The organism is Streptomyces sp. NPDC030296 (assembly GCF_055572815.1).
In genome coordinates this window covers 617,049-633,752 of sequence record NZ_JBVICQ010000003.1, presented here as the reverse complement: position 1 = coordinate 633,752, position 16,704 = coordinate 617,049, and the positions used below count along the sequence as shown (strand labels likewise).

Sequence of the window (16,704 nt, the reverse complement as noted above, 5' to 3'; positions counted from 1 at the left end):
AAGTGCACTGTCGGGGCTGCCGTCCGGGGCGGCGACGAGCGGGGGCGACGGCGCACCGGACAGGCGGGGGCGCGCGTGGGCGCGGGCAGGGGTCAACCGCCGGTGTGGGACCTCTCCATGGCCTCACGGAACCGTGTGTAGCCGGCGAGCTCGGTGCCGTCCTCGATGCTCTTGCGGTTCCGGCTGGCCCAGCCGCCCCACAGTCCGGCACCGATCACAGCCACAAGTGGAATCAGCAACCAGGCGAGCGCCGCCATGCCGACCTCCCAACCCGATTCACATGACCGCAACTGACTGATCAGCAGATTATCCGTCCGCTTCGTCAACGCTCACGCTGGGGGGCGGGTTACGCAACCGGAACGCGAATGGCCCCATCTCGGTCACGCCACCCGGGTGTTCCCCGGCCCCGACCCAGGTCCGTCGACGCTCTGGGGAGGGGCTCAGCAGGCCCCGACCCACTCCTCCGTGCCGTCGGAGAACTTCTGGTGCTTCCAGATGGGCACCTCGTGCTTCAGGTCGTCGATGAGCTTGCGGCACGCCTCGAACGCCTCACCACGGTGCGGGCACGACACGGCGACGACCACGGCGAGATCCCCTACCTTCAGACTTCCCACCCGGTGCACGGCCGCGAGCGCCCGCACGGGATAGTCGGCGACCACCTTCTCCGCGATCCGCCGCATCTCCGCCTCGGCGGTCGGATGGCACGAATAGCCCAGCTCGTCGACATCGGCTCCGCCGTCGTGGTTCCGCACCGTCCCCACGAACAGCGCGGTCCCACCGGCCGCGTCGTCCCCGACGGCCCGGAAGACCTCGTCCACGGAGAGCGCGGTCTCCCGGACACCGATCAGCTTGATGGGCTCCTCTGCCCTCTGCTCACCGGGATGATCGTTCATCGCTGCCATACCTCCATCGTGCCCCACCCGCCCCCCGGCCCGACATGGTCGGATCAGCAGGCACGCGCGTGCGTGCTCGTCCCGTCCCACAGGGCGCGCATCCTCGTGCCGGTCGCACCCTCGTCCCGGCGTCCCGCCGGGCGCCCCGTCACAGTCTGCGTCGAGCCTTCCGGGCCCGTCGTACCAGCGCCGCCGTACCCAGCAGCGCGACCGTGGCGCCCGCGGCACCCGCCGCCGTCGCGTCCTTCCGCCCGAGCCGGCGTCCGGCCACCGTGTGCCGCCCGGACACCTCCTCCAGCAGTTCGGCGAGCACTTCCTCGTTCGTCCACCGCGGCCGCCACCCGGCCTCGTGCAGCCGGCTGCCGCTGACGACCCAGGGGTACATCGTGTAGGCCAGGTCCCCGGCCGGCGACGGGGTGAGCCCGATGCGGTGCAGCCGGGCCGCGGCCCCCAGGGCCACCGCGGACGGCAGTTCCATGCGCCGGATCCCGCTGAGCTCCTCGACCTCCTCCTGCTCCAGCCAGCCCTCGCACCCGACGGCCAGCTCCCCGTCGACCTTCTCCAGGACGGCGTACTCCAGCGCCCCGCACAGGTCCTCGACATGGCAGAACTGCCAGGCCGGCCGCGATCCGGCCACCACCAGCAGTCGAGGCGACTCGAAGTACCTGGTCAGCGCGGTGTCGGTACCCCCGACGAGGACGGCGGGCCGGACGACGGTGACATTGAGGCCCGGGTGGGCGCGCGGCGCCCGGCGTGCGAGGCGCTCGATCTCCAGCAGGTCGCCGACCCCGGTGGCCTCCGCGGTCGCCCGCAGCTCGGCGTCCTCGGAGAGCGGCAGCTCGTTGTCGGGCAGCGCGCCGTAGACCATGGCCGAGGTGCACAGCACGACCCGGTGCACGCCGGCCGCGGCGGCCGCCGTGAGGACGGTCTGCGTGCCCCGCACGTTGTACGCGCTGCGGGCCGCCGGGTCGGTGCCCAGGTCGAGGTCGACCGCGAGGTGCACCACCACGTCCGCGCCGCGCAGCTTGTCGGCGATCGCCGGGTCCCGCACGTCCAGGATGTGCCACTGGGCGGCCGCGCACTCCCCCCGCCGCTCGTCGATCGCGATGACCTGCCGGACCTCGTCGGACTCGGCGAGCCGCTCGGTGAGCAGCGCGCCCACCCCGGACGCGGCGCCGGTGACCGCGACGACGGGTCCGCGCAGGGCGGAGCTGGTTGAGGGGTTTCGCGCTGCGCGAACCTGCGGATCTGGGGAACTCACCGGGCGTCTCCAGCGGTTGTCTTCAGTACGAACGCGGGTGACGCGTACGTACCAGGTGGCATCCATCCTGCCGCAGGCCATCGGTCGGCGGAGCACCGAGGCCCGAACCCGCCACGGTGTCTAGGCTGGGTGGTGTTCGGGCAGCCGTGCCGTCGGTGGAGCCGACGGCCCTATCAGCCGAGGAATCCCGTGAGTGACACCCCATTCGGATTCGGCCTTCCGCCGGAGGAGCCGGACGACGGCGACGAGGGCAAGAAGAAGGACCAGCAGAGCGGTGGTGGTCAGGGCCCGGCCAACCCGTTCGGTTTCGGGTTCCCCGGGGCCGGGGGCCCCGGCGCCGACAATCCGTTCGCCGCGATGTTCGGTTCCATGAACCCCACCGACCTGGGCGCCGCCTTCCAGCAGCTGGGCCAGATGCTCTCGTACGAGGGTGGCCCGGTGAACTGGGACATGGCCAAGCAGATCGCCCGCCAGACGGTCGCCCAGGGCACCGCCGACGGCACCAAGGACTCCAGTGTCGGCCCCGCCGAGCGCACCGCCGTCCAGGAGGCCGTCCGCCTGGCCGACCTGTGGCTCGACGACGCGACGTCCCTGCCGTCCGGTGCCGGATCCGCCGTGGCGTGGAGCCGCGCGGAGTGGGTGGAGGCGACCCTGCCCGCCTGGAAGGAGCTCGTCGACCCGGTGGCCGAGCGCGTCGGCGGCGCCATGGGCGACATCCTGCCGGAGGAGATGCAGGCCATGGCGGGCCCGCTGATCGGCATGATGAAGTCGATGGGCGGCGCCATGTTCGGCCAGCAGATCGGCCAGGCCGTGGGCGTGCTCGCGGGCGAGGTCGTCGGCTCGACGGACGTCGGCCTGCCCCTCGGCCCGGCAGGCAAGGCCGCCCTCCTCCCGGTCAACGTGGAGGCGTTCGGCAAGGACCTGGGCATCGGCCAGGACGAGGTGCGGCTCTACCTGGCGCTGCGCGAGGCCGCCCACCAGCGGCTCTTCGCCCATGTGCCGTGGCTGCGCTCGCATCTGTTCGGCGCGGTCGAGGGCTACGCGCGCGGGATCAAGGTCGACACGGCCAAGCTGGAGGACGTGGTCGGCCAGTTCGACCCGCAGAACCCCGAGGAGCTGCAGCAGGCGCTCCAGCAGGGCATGTTCCAGCCGGAGGACACCCCGGAGCAGAAGGCCGCCCTGGCGCGACTGGAGACGGCGCTGGCGCTGGTGGAGGGCTGGGTCGACGCCGTGGTGCACACCGCCGCGAAGCCGCGCCTGTCCTCCGCCGACGCGCTGCGCGAGACCCTGCGCCGCCGCCGCGCCACCGGTGGCCCGGCCGAGCAGACGTTCGCCACGCTGATCGGGCTGGAGCTGCGTCCCCGCCGACTGCGCGACGCGTCCCGGCTGTGGGCCTCCCTCACCGACGCGCGCGGCGTCGACGGCCGGGACGCCCTGTGGGCCCACCCGGACATGCTGCCCAACGCCTCCGATCTGGACGACCCCGACGGCTTCGTCCACCGCGAGCAACTGGACTTCTCGGAGCTGGACAAGATGCTCGGCGAGGCCGCGTCCGGGTCCGGGTCCCGGTCCACCGAGCAGCCGGACCTGAAGAAGTCCGATGAGCAGCCCGATCCGAAGAAGAAGGACGACGACACCGAGTGAGCCTGCACGACGACGCGGTCCTCGTACTGAAGGGCTACGAGGACCAGCCGGAGCTGCGCCAGGCCTACCTCGATCATCTGTCCGAGCACCCGGACGGCATCTGGAAGGCCTGCGGCGCCGGGCACATCACGGCGAGCGGGCTGGTGATCGACCCCGAGCGGGGGCGGGTCCTGCTGACGCTCCACAGGAAGCTGCGCATGTGGCTCCAGATGGGGGGCCACTGCGAGCCCGAGGACACCACCCTCGCGGCCGCCGCGCTGCGGGAGGCGACGGAGGAGTCCGGTGTCACCGGGTTGACCCTGCTCCCGGGCGGGCCGGTGCGTCTGGACCGCCACCCGATCCCGGCGCCGTGCCACTGGCACTACGACGTCCAGTACGCGGTGCTTGCCCCGCCGGACGCCGAGCACCTGGTCAGCGACGAGTCCCTCGACGTGCGCTGGTTCCCGTACGCCGAGGTGGCGGACGTGGCGGACGAGTCTGTCGTACGACTGCTGGAGGCGACACGGGCGCGGCTGTGACCGCGCGCCGGTCCCTCACCGGGAGACGAACGCCGTAAGGGGCGTCCGCCATTGGCGGACGCCCCTTACTCATGCGCGTGTCCGTACTGCCCCGCCGGGATCAGGCGCGGCTTCCACCGAGGTTGTTCCCGCTCAGACCGCCCGCGCCCATGCCGAACTGGCCGAGCACCCCGGAGGTGCGGACGTGCTGCGGCGGCAGCAGCTCGCTCGGCTGCACCAGGACGTGTCCGCTGCCGGAGAAGTGCATCTCCCAGCCCTCACCCGTGGAGCCCCGGCGGCGCCACACGGCGGACGTCGAGGTCGGCGCCTGCAGCTGGGTGCGCAGCGATGTGGACCAGGCGATGACGGCGTCGGAGTCGACGCAGATGTTCTTCTCGGGCGTCACCTCGAGCGCCAGCGGCTCGCCCGAGGTCATCAGGACGACCTTGCCGCCGCCGGACAGCTCCAGGTTGTACGCCCCCGCCGAGGCGACCTCGACGGCGCTGTCCACGGCGACGATGCCGACGTTCAGGGAGCCGTCGAACGCCAGGACGGAGGAGGAGTCCACGGTGATGCCGCGGCCGACGTCCATGATGTGCAGATACTGCGCGAAGTTGGCGAGATACACGATCCCGTTGCCCTTGCAGCGCATCAGTTCCAGGCGCTCACCGGTCATCCGCTCGGCGTTGCGCCAGCTGCGGTTGCGGTACTGGCTGTCGAACTCGACCTGCCCCTCGAAGGCGACCATGGCGCCCTGGCGAGCCAGGACGGGGCTGCTGCCGATGGTGACGTCCGTCTTCAGCAGCTGCGGGTTCTGCAGCGTGTAGCGCTCGGTGTGCTCCACCGGGATGTGCGCGAAGAGTGTGCTGTGCATGGTGTGCTGTTCTCCTCTCGGCCCCGGTCAGCCACGGACCTTGAAACGGTCACCGGTGTCCTCGCTGGGCTGGACGACCACGAAGCCCTGCCCCTTGAACCCGATCTGGAAGGCCTCCCCGCTGCCCCGGCCGATGAGCGCTCCGGCCTTGATGGTGCGGCGGGCCTTCATGTCGAGGCCGTCGGTCCAGGCGATCAGCGCGTCCGGGTCGACGTACGTCTCCCGTTCGGCGCAGTCGAGTGAGATCGGCACGCCCCTGCTGACCAGGGCGACCCATCCGGTGCCCCGGATGACCAGGTTGGTCAGTCCGGACCCGGAGAGCTTGGCGAGGCCCTTGACCGGTTCGATGGTCAGCTGGAGGGAGGCGTCGCAGGCCAGCAGGGTGGGGCCGTTGACGGACAGCGCCTCGTTGTTCAGGTGGACGATGAGGACGTCACCGCCGTAGTCGGCGAGGTAGAGGTCGCCGTCGCCGCGGCAGAGCATCAGCTTGCCGCCCTCTCCGGTGACCATCTCCTCCGCGCTGCGGCGCAGCGAGGCGGGAGCCGCGTCGAACTGCACGAACCCGTCGTAGGCGATCATCGAGCCGGCCTTGGCCAGGAGGTCCTGGCCGGTGACCATGGTGACCTTGAGCGTCTTGGAGCTGTGCACGCTCATCCGGACGCCGGTGGCCGCGGAGCGGTGCGCGTGGAGTGTCTGGAGGTCCATGCTCTGCCTCACACCTCGAAGGGCTGGACGACGACGAAGTTGCCGGGGGCACCGCGGAACTGGAGGTTGATCGCCTCCTGGGTCTGCCGGGCGTACCCGGAGCGGCGCAGCCTCAGCGAGGTCGTGGTGACGGCCTGCGCACCGGCGGACCAGGCGATGACGGCGTTGCCGTCGACGTAGGTGGCCGGACCGACGGGCAGGACGACGGGGACGCCGCGTGTCTTGACGACGACCGCTCCGGTGCCGGAGAAGAGCATGCTGAACAGGCCGCCGCCTGGCAGACCGGCACCCTCGATACGGCGGATCTCGGTGTCCAGCGCCTCGTCGAAGGCGAGGACGCCGCGCGCGCTGGTGTAGAGCTGCTCATTCTGGAGGCGGATGACGAAGAGCCTGCTGCCCTCGTCGGCGAGGAACACCTCGCCGTCGCCGGAGCACCGCATCAGGGCCATGCCCTGCCCGGTGAGCTGGCCCGTCAACTTGCCGAGCAGGCCGGAACCCTTGTGGGCGAAGTCGATGTCGCCCTGGTAGGCGACCATGCTGCCCTGCTTGGCGAGGATGTTGGCGCCCTTGGTGAGGGTGGCCCGCACCAACTGCGGGTTCTGCTCGGTCCAGCGGTCGCCGACGGGTGCCTCGGAGTACTTCGACAGCACGACGCGGAGTCCGGCCTCCGGCGGCACGGGGGCGAGCTGCGTCCCGCCGCCGAACGGCTGTCCCTGTCCCGGGAAGGCCCCGGGGGCGCCCGGAGGCGTGAAGGGGCCGCCCTGCGGTGCCGCGCCGGGCGGCGGTGTGAACGGCCCGCCCTGGGGCGGGGCGCCCGGAGGGGAGAACGGTCCGCCCTGGGGCGGTGCGCCGGGCGGTGTGAAGGGTCCGGCCGGCGGTGCGGCCGGGGGCGGGACGGTGCCACCGGGGGGCGTGTGCAGCGGCGCGGCGATGGTCGGAGCGGCGTGCACGGACGGGGAGGGCGCCGGGGGCGCGTAGGCCTGGGAGGGAGCCGGTGCCGGAGCCGGTGCCGGGGCAGGGGCGGCGGGGGCGCCGAACGCGGGCGGGGCGAAGCCGGGGGCGGCGTCCGCCTGCGGCTGCTGAGGCGGGGCGGCCGGCTCCTCCTCGGCGACCTCGCCGCCGAAGTTCTTCAGCAGCGCGTCCAGACCGCCGTCGAAGCCCTGGCCGACGGCCGCGAACCGCCAGACGTCCTTCAGGTAGAAGTCGCCCAGCATCACGGCGCGCTCGGTGGAGAACTCCGAGCCGTCGAACGGGTACCGGGCCACCTCCTCGCCGCCCGCGACGATGCGCAGGTAGCCGGGGGAGATCTGCGACATCTGGCCATTGCCGTCGATCGTCGCCGTGAACGACAGCTTCTGGATCTGTGGCGGGATCTTGTCGAGCGTGACCCGGAAGGACTCCGTGTCGCCCGCCTGGGAGCCCAGGAGCTGGATGGCTTCCTCGGGGGTCTTCGGCTGGTTGAAGAAGACGAAATAGCGGTCGTCCGAGAGACGTTCGTCGGCGTCCAGCCCGAAGCAGCTGATGTCGAAGGTCAGTCCGGGGGCGGAGATCTGTACACCTACGTATAGATCTGTACCCGCGGTGAGGTCACTGATCTTGGCCTTGTGGCCGCGTTGGAATTCCCTGGCCATGCGTAACGACCGTCCCCCATCCCGAAAGTGAGTGCGCCTGCGAGTGCGTCGCGCCAGGCTAACCGCAAAGTCCGAGACCGTACGAGGCTGGTACAGACCCGGTACAAAAGCGCGTCTTCGAGCCACCCTGCCGGGAATCGCCCACGCGCGCGTGGAGTGCACTTCACGTCACGCGTCACGTCACGCGCTCGCACCCCGTGCGCGCGGCGTCATTCGTCGTCGGAGGCGGAGAGATGCGGCAGCCGGTCGGCGGCGACCACCCCTTCGAGGTATCCGCGAGCGCGCTCCGTGCGCGGGTACGCCTCCAGAAGCCGCCAGAATCGTGGCCCGTGACCGGGCACGAGAAGATGTGCGAGCTCATGGAGGAGGACGTAGTCGACGACGTACTCGGGCATGCCCTGCAGGCGGTGCGACAGCCGGATGCTGCCCTCTGCGGGGGTGCAGGAGCCCCAGCGGGTGTTCTGGTTGGTGACCCAACGGACCGAGGCGGGCCGCGCGCGCCCACCGAAGTACTGGTCCGACAGACGGGCGGCGCGCTCGGCCAGCTCGGTGTCGCCGAGGAGCCGTTTGTTTTCCTGCGCGGCCAGCTTGTCGAGCATGACGGTCACCCAGCGTTGCTCCTCCGCCTCGGACATCCGGGCGGGGATCAGTACGACGGTGCGATCGCCCTCTCGGTACGCGGAGACCGTTCTGCGCCGTCGCGCGCTCCTGCGGACCTCGATCGCGCTCGCCCCCGAGCCGCTTGGCGGCTGGCTCGTCGTGCTGCGCTGTGGTTTTCCGGCGCGGTGCAGTGGGTCGGCGGGCACGCCCCGACGTTACCCGCTGCACACGGGGGAAGTCCCGCCTCCGGGACGGTTCGATATCGATCCGCACTCCGAGCGCCTGATTTGTACGACGAACGGCGTCGCCTGTGGACAACTCTCGACACGCGTCGTCGCGGTCCGTGCATGCTGGCACTCGTCGGCGGACCGGGCACTCGCCCCGTCGACATCATGGGGATCTTCTTCTGGCTACGGGGGCCGATCATGCATCCGATGGTGAAGCCCGCGCTCCGGCGCGGTTGGCGGGATCTCAACACCGTGCAGTTCGGACTCGCACCGGCGCACGCCATGGTCCTGGGGCCGATGGACACGACTACGGGCGGTTTCCTCGACCTCCTCGACGGGACGCGCGGGCTGCCGCTGCTGCGCGAGGAGGGACGTTCCATGGGCCTGCCCGACGGTCATGTGGACGGGATGGTGGAGCGGCTGGCCGCGTCCGGCCTGCTGGACGACGCCACCGGCGGCGGCCCGGCGGCGGACGCCCTGCGGAGCAAGCCCGAGGTCCTGGACCGGCTGCGGCCCGACGTCGCCACGCTCTCCCTGATCACCCCCGCCCCGGGCGACGCCATGCGGAACCTGGCCGCCCGTCGCTCACAGAGAGTGCAGGTACGGGGCGCGGGCCGGGTGGGCGCCATGCTTGCCTCCCTGCTGTCGGGAGCGGGGGTCGGCGAGGTCGACGTGCGGGACGTCGGGCGGGTGGAGCCGTGGGATGTGGCGCCGGGCGGTCTGCCCGTCGAGTCGATCGGTGAGCGCCGGGACGTCGCGGCGCGCCGGGCCGCTCGCCACGCGGCCCCCGGCCGACCGCCTCGGCGCCGCGGCGGAACCCGGCCCCCCGCGGACCCCTCCGAGGACATGCCGTCGAACCGCCTCCGCGACGAGCCCGGCTTCTCCCTGGTGATCCTCGCGCCACGCGACCCCGTCGACGTCCAGGCCCCCAGTCCCACCGCAGCCGAGCCGCTCATCGCCTCCGGGACACCTCATCTGTACGCCGGCGTCGTGGAGGGCACCGCTGTCGTGGGCCCTCTGGTTCTGCCCGGCGAGACGGGCTGCGCGGGCTGCCTGGAGCAGGGGCGCGCGGACCGCGACGAGAGCTGGCCGCGGTTGGTCGCGCAGTGGCGCTCCGGCCGCCCCCGCCAGGTCGAGGCCTGTGACGTGACGCTCGCCACCACCGTCGCGGCACTGGCGGCGGGTCACGCGCTGTCCTTCCTCGGCGGACAGACACCGTCCAGCGCGGGTGCCCGCTGGGAGGCCTCTCTACCAGGGCTCGACTGGCACTCGCGCCCGGTCTGGTCGCATCCCGATTGTCCCTGTGGGGCGGCGCAGAATGGACCGAGCGAGAAAGGTAACGGGGAACACACCCCAAAAGACGGGGAACGGCGCGAGACAATGGCGAGGCATCAGCGGTCAACGAGGTTGTCCCGCAAGGCGTACGCGGCACGGCCGGCTGGGACTTGGAGGGCGCATGTCTGATCTTCCCCGGAAGGCGGTCACCCGGACCGCCAAGCTCGCCGCGCTCCCGCTCGGCTTCGCAGGTCGGGCCACCTGGGGCCTCGGCAAGCGGATCGTCGGCGAGTCGGCGGAGCTCGTGGGCCGTGAGCTGCAACAGCGCACCGCGGAGCAGCTGTTCAAGGTCCTGGGCGAGCTGAAGGGCGGCGCCATGAAGTTCGGGCAGGCCCTGTCCGTCTTCGAGTCGGCGCTCCCCGAGGAGGTCGCGGGCCCCTACCGCGCCGCGCTCACGAAGCTCCAGGACGCGGCTCCGCCGATGCCGACCCGCACGGTGCACTCCGTGCTGCGGGAGCGGATCGGCGAGGACTGGCAGGAGCTGTTCCTCGAATTCGAGGACAAGCCGGCCGCTGCGGCCTCGATCGGGCAGGTCCACCGCGCGGTGTGGCACGACGGCCGCGCGGTCGCGGTCAAGGTGCAGTATCCGGGCGCGGGCGAGGCCCTCCTCTCCGACCTCGGGCAGCTCAGCCGGTTCGCCCGTCTTCTGGGCCCGCTGATTCCGGGGATGGACATCAAGCCCCTCATCGCGGAGCTACGGGACAGGGTCTCCGAGGAGCTCGACTACGGTCTGGAGGCGCAGGCCCAGCAGGCGCACGCGGAGGAGTTCGCCGACGACCCGGATGTCGTGGTCCCGGCCGTGGTGCACCAGTGCGACCAGGTCCTCGTGACCGAGTGGATGGACGGCACGCCCCTCTCGGAAGTGATCACCGACGGTTCCCAGGAGCAGCGTGACCGAGCCGGTCAGCTGCTGACCCGCTTCCTCTTCTCGGGCCCGGCCCGCACCGGTCTCCTGCACGCCGACCCGCACCCCGGGAACTTCCGCCTTCTGCCGGACGAGAAGGTCGGCTGGCGCCTCGGTGTCCTCGACTTCGGCACGGTGGACCGGCTGCCGGGCGGCCTGCCCACCCCGATCGGCGACGCCCTGCGTCTGACCATCGAGGGCGAGGCGGAGGCCGTTTACGAGATGTTGTGCGCGGAGGGCTTCGTCAAGGAATCGATCGACCTGGACCCGGACGCGGTCCTCGACTATCTGCTGCCCATCATCGAGCCGGCCCGGGCCGACGAGTTCACCTTCGCCCGAGGCTGGATGCGCAGCCAGGCCGCCCGTATAGCCGACCCGCGCTCCCCCGCCCACCAACTGGGCAAACAGCTGAACCTGCCGCCGTCCTATCTGCTCATCCACCGGGTCACCCTGAGCACCATCGGTGTGCTGTGTCAGCTGGGTGCGACGGTCCGTATGCGCGACGAGCTGGAGGAGTGGCTGCCGGGCTTCATGACGGACGCGGAGCCGGAGTCGGCCCCGGGAGCGTGAGCGTGAGCCGACCACCGGCCGACCATCACGGGTCCGGCGGGCCGGGTTCGGTTCACCACCAGGCCGAGTCCAGGCGTCCCTCGATCGCGCGAAGGTTCTCCCGGGCGCAGGTCTCGCAGAAGTAGTGCCGTCGGCCGTTCTCCACGGAACAGGTCCACAAGGAGTGGGGAGCCGCGGTGGTGGCCCCGCAGCGGGCGCACACGAGGGTCTGCGGTGTCGCGGCGGCGCCGCTGTCGTTGTTGCCCCCGGAAAGACTCGTCACCGGGCGACGATAACTCCGTGCCGGGCGGATCCGCGGGCGCAACGCAGCGCGGGGGCCGGTCCCTTCGGACCCGCCCCCGCGAGGAACCACCGTCAGAGGTGGTGATGAGGTGCCTGTGCCGGTTCCGGCAGGCTCATGCCGATGGCCGCGTGGCGGCTACTGCATGACCGCCAAGGCGAGCGCACGGCGGGCGCGCATCGAGGCGCGCTCGGCCCGGCGCTGCATCCGGCGGGCGACCGCCAGGCGCATGGCCCGGCGCTCCTGCTCGGCCTGGTGCAGGCGATCGTGCATATGCGCACGAGCCAGGGCTTCTGGCATGAGATGCATTTCTCGGGTCCTGTTCTGGCGCGAGGCGTTCGCGCCGGTGGTGGTGAAGTCTGGGGTCGCGGAGCCTGCGGGCTCGTTCGTGGACGGCTTCATCGGGGCCTGCTTCTTGGGGTCGTGCGTGAGGGGGCGGTCGATCGTTCCGGTGATGTTCATGCCGTGACCGGGTTCTTGCGCGGGCGACCACGAGGCCGCTTGCGGGCAACGACGACACCCTGGACGAAGAGCTCGCCACCCCAGACACCCCAGGGCTCACGCCGCTCCTTGGCGCCGGCGAGGCAGGCCTCCATCAGCGGGCAGGTGCGGCAGAGGGACTTGGCGTACTCGACGTCGGCCGGCGACTCGGCGAAGAAGACCTCCGGGTCGTAGGAGCGGCAGGGGACGGGTACACCCAGGTTCTCGATGGCGTCGTCGAGCGCGGTGAGCGCGGTGAGCGGGGTCAAGGTGGAGTCCTCCGTGAGGCGGGGCGGGGGGATCGTTTCGGAAGGCGGTACGGACGGGGCGTGCGCTTCGAGTTGCACGGTTCGTCTTCCTCGTCTGGTCGTTCCGGCCTGGTGGGCCGGGTGGCGGCTGGTACCGGGTTCTTTTCTTGTCCCGAGGCCCCTTCGCTCTGCAGTCCCCGGTCGGGGACAAACAGAAGGGCCGCGGATCCCGGATGGGGTTCCGCGGCCCTGAAGGCGCCGGCCTGATCGTCGATCAGGCTGGATCACTCCAGGGTTCAGGCCCACGGAAGGCCCACATCAGGTGGTGCTGCGTCGTCTGCTTCCGGATTCCGGCACCGGCCGCCGCAAAGGCATAGGCCTGGGCCTGTGCCTCTACTGCTGCTTCCAGTGCCTTGGTCGGTCGCTCATTGCGCTCACGGACGGGAAGGCCCGCAGGAGACACGGAGGACGCCGGACGGCCGCCACGGAGGGCGGACAGACCGGTGCCCAGGTTCGAGACGCCGAGCATGCACGTGGAGACGGCCGAGCGATCGGTCATTTTGACCGGGCTGATGAAGCTGGTGTTGATGCTGATCACTGGACTCGCCTCCTCTCGGCGTCTACGGGATCGGCGTGAGCCAATCCGACGGATATGAAGTACACCACGAAACCAGGGCCTTGGAGAAGGCCGCTGTTCCCGTGCCTAAGAACCTATGGGGATTGCTGGGGCATGCGCAAACTATTTTTTCGACGAGTTCGTATCAGCCGCTCTCGTCCTCGGCCAGGGGCTCCCGGCCTGCGCAGATGTCGAGAACATCGGCGCCGTACCGCTGGAGCTTACGGGCTATGACACCGGGGATACGACCCAGTTCCACCGGAGTGCTCGGCCCCGCTTCCGCGATCGCCATCAGGGTCCGGTCGGTGAAGACGCAGAAGTCGGGCTGCCCGCTGCGCCGGGCCTGGACGGCACGCCACTCGCGGAGCCGCTCGTAGAGACCCTCGTCCATGTCGGAGGGGCAGTCCTCGCAGCGCATCAGCTTCATCTCGCCCGCCTCGCGCAGACTGCGGCCGCAGACCCGGCAGCGGGCAGGGGTCCGGCTGGTGCGGCGCGCGACCGGTCCGCTGCCGCCGCCGACCGCGAGGGAGGTCGTTCGGTGACCCGTCGAGCCCTGTTCGATCCCGCCGGAGGCGGTCGCGCCGGAGCGGCCCCCGGGGGCGGTCGAGCCGGGGCGCAGACCGTCGAGGAACCGGCTGGGGCGCCGGTTCGGGCGGCTGCCGGGCGAGCGGGACAGGGCCCAGGAGACGGAGAGCTGCTGCCGGGCGCGGGTGACGCCCACATAGAGGAGTCGTCTCTCCTCCTCGATCTGCTCGTCCGTTCTGGCGTAGGTGATCGGCATCATGCCCTCGGCGACGCCGACCAGGAAGACGACGTCCCACTCCAGGCCCTTCGCGGAGTGCAGGGAGGCGAGGGTGACGCCCTGGACGGTCGGGGCGTGCTGGGCGCCGGCCCGCTCGTCCAGTTCCGCGACGAGGTCGCCGAGGGTGGCGTCGGGCTTGGCCGCGGCGAAGTCCTGCGCGAGGTTCACCAGGGCGGCCAGTGACTCCCAGCGTTCCCGGACCGCTCCGGAGCCGGCCGGTGGTTCTCCGGTCCAGCCCTCGCCGGACAGCACGGCCCGTACCTGTGAGGGGAGGTCGACGGCGTCCTCCAGGAGGCTGTCGTTGCCGCCGAAACGGGCCGCGGCTCTCAGCGCGGATCCCGCCTTGCGCACCTCGGGGCGGTCGAAGAAGCGCTCGGCGCCGCGCAGCTGGTAGGGCACCCCCGCGTCCGCCAGGGCCTGCTCGTAGGTCTCGGACTGGGAGTTCGTGCGGAACAGGACGGCGATCTCGCTCGCCGGGACCCCGGAGCCGATGAGGTCGCGGATGCGGCGGGCGGCGCCCTCCGCCTCGGCGGGCTCGTCCGTGTACTCGGTGTAGCGGGGTTCGGGGCCCGGGGGCCGTTGCGAGATCAGCTCCAGGCGGTGGTCGGCGGCGCGACCGCGGGCCTGGGCGAGGAGGCCGTTGGCGAGGTGGACGACCTGGGGGGTGGAGCGGTAGTCGCGAACGAGCTTGACGACGGTGGCCCCGGGGTGGCGGAGGCGGAAGTCGAGCAGATGGTCGGGTGTTGCGCCCGTGAACGAATAGATGGTCTGGCTGGCGTCGCCGACGACGCACAGGTCGTCCCGGTCGCCGAGCCACAGCTCCAGGAGGCGCTGCTGGAGGGGGCTGACGTCCTGGTACTCGTCGACCACGAAGTGCTGGTACTGGGAGCGGACCTGCTCGGCGATGTCGTGCCGGTCCTGGAGGATGCCGACGGTGAGCAGGAGGACGTCCTCGAAGTCGATGACGGCGCGCTCGCGCTTGAGGTCCTCGTAGGTGGAGTAGATCTGGGCGATCTCGGCAGGGTCGCGGGGGGTCTCCCGGCCGTGCTTGGCGGCTGCGGCGGCGTAGTCGGCGGGAACGGTCTGGGTGACCTTGGACCACTCGATCTCGGCGGCGGCGTCCCGTAGTTCGTTGCGATCGAGACGGATCCGGCAGGCGGCCGCCGCGTCCGCGACGAGGGGGATCTTGCGATCGACGATCCTGGGCATCCCGCCGCCCACGGCCTTCGGCCAGAAGTACTGGAGCTGGCGCAGGGCCGCGGAGTGGAAGGTGCGGGCCTGGACGCCGACGGCGCCGAGCTGGCGGAGGCGGCCGCGCATCTCCCCGGCGGCGCGGGCGGTGAAGGTGACGGCGAGCACGCTGCCGGGCTGGAGCATCCCCGCCCGCACGCCGTAGGCGATGCGGTGGGTGATGGCGCGGGTCTTGCCCGTGCCGGCTCCCGCCAGGACGCACACCGGCCCGTGCAGGGCGGTGGCCACCGCGCGCTGCTCGGGGTCGAGCCCTTCGAGCACCGCGTCGGCCGAGTCGGGGACCCGCGGGAAGAGGGTGGAATGCGTTGCTGCTGTCACACGGCCATGCTGCCAGGTCGCCGGAGACGGCTGAGCCGGTTGTCCACAGGCAGGCCCCCGCAGTCGTACTAATGCGGCAGGCGCCCCCGTGCGCTCCGGGCGTCCGGCGCGGGACATCCGGCGTGGGCCGTGGGGCGTGGGCCGGGAGAGAGCGTGGTGGTGGACGCCACCCTCCCGCGGGGAATGGCGGGCCCGTCGCGTACGTTCCACTCACTGCTACGAGCACCCCTCATACCGTGAAGGAGCGCCAGGGACATGGCGGGCACTGTGACGATGTACAGCACCACGTGGTGCGGCTACTGCCGTCGGCTGAAGAGCCAGATGGACCGCGAGGGCATCACGTACACCGAGATCAACATCGAGCAGGACCCGGAGTCCGCGGCGTTCGTGGAGAAGGCGAACGGCGGGAACCAGACCGTTCCCACCGTCCTCTTCCCGGACGGTTCGACCCTCACCAACCCCTCGCTGGCGCAGGTCAAGCAGAAGATAGGCGCGTAGCCGCGCGAGCCCCCGCCCCGTCGCACCCCTCAGCTGGTGTGCCCCCGGGTCGGCAGGGGCTTGCCGTACCAGAGTTCGATCAGCCGGGCCGCGATCGAGATGCCGTAGGGAGCCAGCACCTCCCCGGACTCGAACGCGGCCCGCAGCTCTTCCCGGGAGAACCAGCGCGCCTCGTGGATCTCGTCGCCGTCCACGTCTATGTCGGTGGAGGTGGCGCGGGCCATGAAGCCGAGCATGAGGCTGGAGGGGAAGGGCCACGGCTGGCTGGCGATGTACTCGACCTGGCCGACGGTGATGCCGACCTCCTCGTGAACCTCCCGGCGCACGGCCTGCTCGATGGACTCACCGGGCTCCACGAAGCCCGCGAGGGTCGAGAAGCGGCCCTCGGGCCAGTGCACCTGGCGGCCGAGGAGGAGACGGTCGTCGTCATCCGTGACACCCATGATCACCGCGGGGTCCGTCCGCGGGTAGTGCTCGGCGCCACAGGCCGGGCAGCGGCGGATGTGACCGGCCGCCGCGATGACCGTGCGCTCGCCGCAGCGGGAGCAGAAGCGGTGGGTCCGCTGCCAGTTCTCCAGACCGACCGCGTGCACCATGAGTCCGGTGTCGCGCGGCGACAGCAGCATGCCCGCCTCACGCAGGCCGGCCGGGCGGGCCGACTGGTCCATGCGTCCGGGCAGCGAGTCCTTCTGCAGTGCGAAGTAGCTCACACCCTCGGCGTCGGTGCCGAGGAAGTAGCGGTGCGCCTCGGTGAGCGGTGCCTCGAAGGACGCTGTCATGACGAGTTCGGTGGTGCCATCGGGCGTCTCGTCGATGAGGACCTGACCGCCGGAGACCACGAAGCAGCGGGTGGTGGGGTGGCTCCAGGCCGCGGCGAGCCATGCCTCGTCGAGGCGGTGGTGGGCCGCCCGGTCGATGCCGCTCGGGGCGGTGAGCGCGATGGGTCGATCGGCGGTGTGGTCGGTCCAGGTCGTCACGGGTGCTTCCAACTCCCCCGGTGGAACGGTCGGGTTCGGGCGGGCGGTTCGGGCGGGGCGTACGGCGGGCGGGTGCGCTGGGGCGGGGGGCGG

At 71.4% G+C, this 16,704-nt stretch carries 18 protein-coding genes; 5 read left to right on the top strand and 13 right to left on the bottom strand.

The genetic code is table 11. The features are described 5' to 3' along the window. Positions 1–92: 92 nt before the first annotated feature. From ACZ4Z3_RS10850 to ACZ4Z3_RS10840, 3 genes are all read right to left on the bottom strand, one after another. On the bottom strand, positions 93–218 hold the full coding sequence (locus ACZ4Z3_RS10850; protein WP_468500640.1) for a hypothetical protein: 126 nt from the start codon (positions 216–218) through the stop codon (positions 93–95). 222 nt (positions 219–440) lie between these two features. Next, positions 441–902, bottom strand: coding sequence for a molybdenum cofactor biosynthesis protein MoaE (locus tag ACZ4Z3_RS10845; protein ID WP_055539787.1), 462 nt, complete (start codon positions 900–902; stop codon positions 441–443). 139 nt (positions 903–1,041) lie between these two features. Further along, positions 1,042–2,154, bottom strand: coding sequence for an SDR family oxidoreductase (locus ACZ4Z3_RS10840; RefSeq protein ID WP_468500639.1), 1,113 nt, complete (start codon positions 2,152–2,154; stop codon positions 1,042–1,044). A 189-nt stretch (positions 2,155–2,343) separates the two neighbouring features. Between ACZ4Z3_RS10840 and ACZ4Z3_RS10835 the strand changes: the two genes are divergently transcribed. Both ACZ4Z3_RS10835 and ACZ4Z3_RS10830 read left to right on the top strand, forming a co-directional pair. Beyond that, positions 2,344–3,798 (top strand): zinc-dependent metalloprotease, encoded by a 1,455-nt coding sequence (locus tag ACZ4Z3_RS10835; RefSeq protein WP_468500638.1) that lies wholly within the window; start codon positions 2,344–2,346, stop codon positions 3,796–3,798. Then, positions 3,795–4,316 carry an NUDIX hydrolase gene (locus ACZ4Z3_RS10830; protein WP_468500637.1) on the top strand — a complete coding sequence of 174 codons (522 nt, stop codon included), beginning with the start codon at positions 3,795–3,797 and terminating at the stop codon, positions 4,314–4,316. The genes ACZ4Z3_RS10835 and ACZ4Z3_RS10830 overlap by 4 nt, the downstream gene beginning before the upstream one ends. Positions 4,317–4,416: 100 nt before the next feature. Here ACZ4Z3_RS10830 and ACZ4Z3_RS10825 read toward each other — a convergent pair whose 3' ends face one another. From ACZ4Z3_RS10825 to ACZ4Z3_RS10810, 4 genes are all read right to left on the bottom strand, one after another. Then, positions 4,417–5,169, bottom strand: a complete 753-nt coding sequence (locus ACZ4Z3_RS10825) for an AIM24 family protein (RefSeq protein WP_055539783.1) — start codon at positions 5,167–5,169, stop codon at positions 4,417–4,419. A gap of 27 nt (positions 5,170–5,196) precedes the next feature. Continuing rightward, positions 5,197–5,874 carry an AIM24 family protein gene (locus tag ACZ4Z3_RS10820; RefSeq protein ID WP_468500636.1) on the bottom strand — a complete coding sequence of 226 codons (678 nt, stop codon included), beginning with the start codon at positions 5,872–5,874 and terminating at the stop codon, positions 5,197–5,199. 8 nt (positions 5,875–5,882) lie between these two features. Further along, positions 5,883–7,505 carry a TerD family protein gene (locus ACZ4Z3_RS10815; protein WP_468500635.1) on the bottom strand — a complete coding sequence of 541 codons (1,623 nt, stop codon included), beginning with the start codon at positions 7,503–7,505 and terminating at the stop codon, positions 5,883–5,885. Positions 7,506–7,714: 209 nt separating this feature from the next. After that, positions 7,715–8,311, bottom strand: a complete 597-nt coding sequence (locus ACZ4Z3_RS10810; RefSeq protein ID WP_468500634.1) for a M48 metallopeptidase family protein — start codon at positions 8,309–8,311, stop codon at positions 7,715–7,717. A gap of 219 nt (positions 8,312–8,530) precedes the next feature. Here ACZ4Z3_RS10810 and ACZ4Z3_RS10805 point away from each other — a divergent pair, with 219 nt between their 5' ends. Together ACZ4Z3_RS10805 and ACZ4Z3_RS10800 are read left to right on the top strand one after the other, a co-directional pair. Further along, a complete protein-coding gene (locus ACZ4Z3_RS10805; protein ID WP_468500838.1) occupies positions 8,531–9,796 on the top strand; it encodes a TOMM precursor leader peptide-binding protein in 1,266 nt (421 codons plus the stop codon). Further along, the gene (locus ACZ4Z3_RS10800; protein ID WP_468500633.1) at positions 9,789–11,141 is read left to right on the top strand and encodes an ABC1 kinase family protein; all 1,353 of its coding nucleotides are present in this window, start codon (positions 9,789–9,791) and stop codon (positions 11,139–11,141) included. Before ACZ4Z3_RS10805 ends, ACZ4Z3_RS10800 begins: the two co-directional genes overlap by 8 nt. 52 nt (positions 11,142–11,193) lie before the next feature. Here ACZ4Z3_RS10800 and ACZ4Z3_RS10795 read toward each other — a convergent pair whose 3' ends face one another. From ACZ4Z3_RS10795 to ACZ4Z3_RS10775, 5 genes are all read right to left on the bottom strand, one after another. Continuing rightward, entirely contained in the window at positions 11,194–11,403 is a 210-nt protein-coding gene (locus ACZ4Z3_RS10795) for a hypothetical protein (protein WP_468500632.1), read from the bottom strand. Positions 11,404–11,559: 156 nt separating this feature from the next. Continuing rightward, positions 11,560–11,883: a hypothetical protein gene (locus ACZ4Z3_RS10790; protein ID WP_468500631.1), complete on the bottom strand. Its 324-nt coding sequence runs from the start codon at positions 11,881–11,883 to the stop codon at positions 11,560–11,562. After that, the gene (locus tag ACZ4Z3_RS10785) at positions 11,880–12,248 is read right to left on the bottom strand and encodes a WhiB family transcriptional regulator (RefSeq protein WP_055538974.1); all 369 of its coding nucleotides are present in this window, start codon (positions 12,246–12,248) and stop codon (positions 11,880–11,882) included. The genes ACZ4Z3_RS10790 and ACZ4Z3_RS10785 overlap by 4 nt, the downstream gene beginning before the upstream one ends. 175 nt (positions 12,249–12,423) lie before the next feature. Beyond that, positions 12,424–12,747 carry a hypothetical protein gene (locus ACZ4Z3_RS10780; protein ID WP_079049870.1) on the bottom strand — a complete coding sequence of 108 codons (324 nt, stop codon included), beginning with the start codon at positions 12,745–12,747 and terminating at the stop codon, positions 12,424–12,426. Between the two features lie 163 nt (positions 12,748–12,910). Continuing rightward, entirely contained in the window at positions 12,911–15,253 is a 2,343-nt protein-coding gene (locus tag ACZ4Z3_RS10775) for an ATP-dependent DNA helicase UvrD2 (protein ID WP_468500630.1), read from the bottom strand. A gap of 138 nt (positions 15,254–15,391) precedes the next feature. Between ACZ4Z3_RS10775 and ACZ4Z3_RS10770 the strand changes: the two genes are divergently transcribed. Next, positions 15,392–15,634 carry a mycoredoxin gene (locus ACZ4Z3_RS10770; RefSeq protein ID WP_055519018.1) on the top strand — a complete coding sequence of 81 codons (243 nt, stop codon included), beginning with the start codon at positions 15,392–15,394 and terminating at the stop codon, positions 15,632–15,634. A gap of 29 nt (positions 15,635–15,663) precedes the next feature. On the opposite strand, the gene nudC is transcribed toward ACZ4Z3_RS10770, so the two are convergent. Next, entirely contained in the window at positions 15,664–16,611 is a 948-nt protein-coding gene (nudC, locus tag ACZ4Z3_RS10765) for an NAD(+) diphosphatase (protein WP_468500629.1), read from the bottom strand. Positions 16,612–16,704 lie beyond the last annotated feature (93 nt).

Coding starts and splice junctions, on each gene's coding strand:
- ACZ4Z3_RS10775 (WP_468500630.1), bottom strand. CDS start 15,253: ATGTCCCGCGCCGGACGCCCGGAGCGCACGGGGGCGCCTGCCGCATTA.
- ACZ4Z3_RS10845 (WP_055539787.1), bottom strand. CDS start 902: ATGGCAGCGATGAACGATCATCCCGGTGAGCAGAGGGCAGAGGAGCCC.
- ACZ4Z3_RS10815 (WP_468500635.1), bottom strand. CDS start 7,505: ATGGCCAGGGAATTCCAACGCGGCCACAAGGCCAAGATCAGTGACCTC.
- ACZ4Z3_RS10820 (WP_468500636.1), bottom strand. CDS start 5,874: ATGGACCTCCAGACACTCCACGCGCACCGCTCCGCGGCCACCGGCGTC.
- ACZ4Z3_RS10800 (WP_468500633.1), top strand. CDS start 9,789: ATGTCTGATCTTCCCCGGAAGGCGGTCACCCGGACCGCCAAGCTCGCC.
- ACZ4Z3_RS10805 (WP_468500838.1), top strand. CDS start 8,531: ATGCATCCGATGGTGAAGCCCGCGCTCCGGCGCGGTTGGCGGGATCTC.
- ACZ4Z3_RS10770 (WP_055519018.1), top strand. CDS start 15,392: ATGGCGGGCACTGTGACGATGTACAGCACCACGTGGTGCGGCTACTGC.
- ACZ4Z3_RS10825 (WP_055539783.1), bottom strand. CDS start 5,169: ATGCACAGCACACTCTTCGCGCACATCCCGGTGGAGCACACCGAGCGC.
- ACZ4Z3_RS10790 (WP_468500631.1), bottom strand. CDS start 11,883: ATGAACATCACCGGAACGATCGACCGCCCCCTCACGCACGACCCCAAG.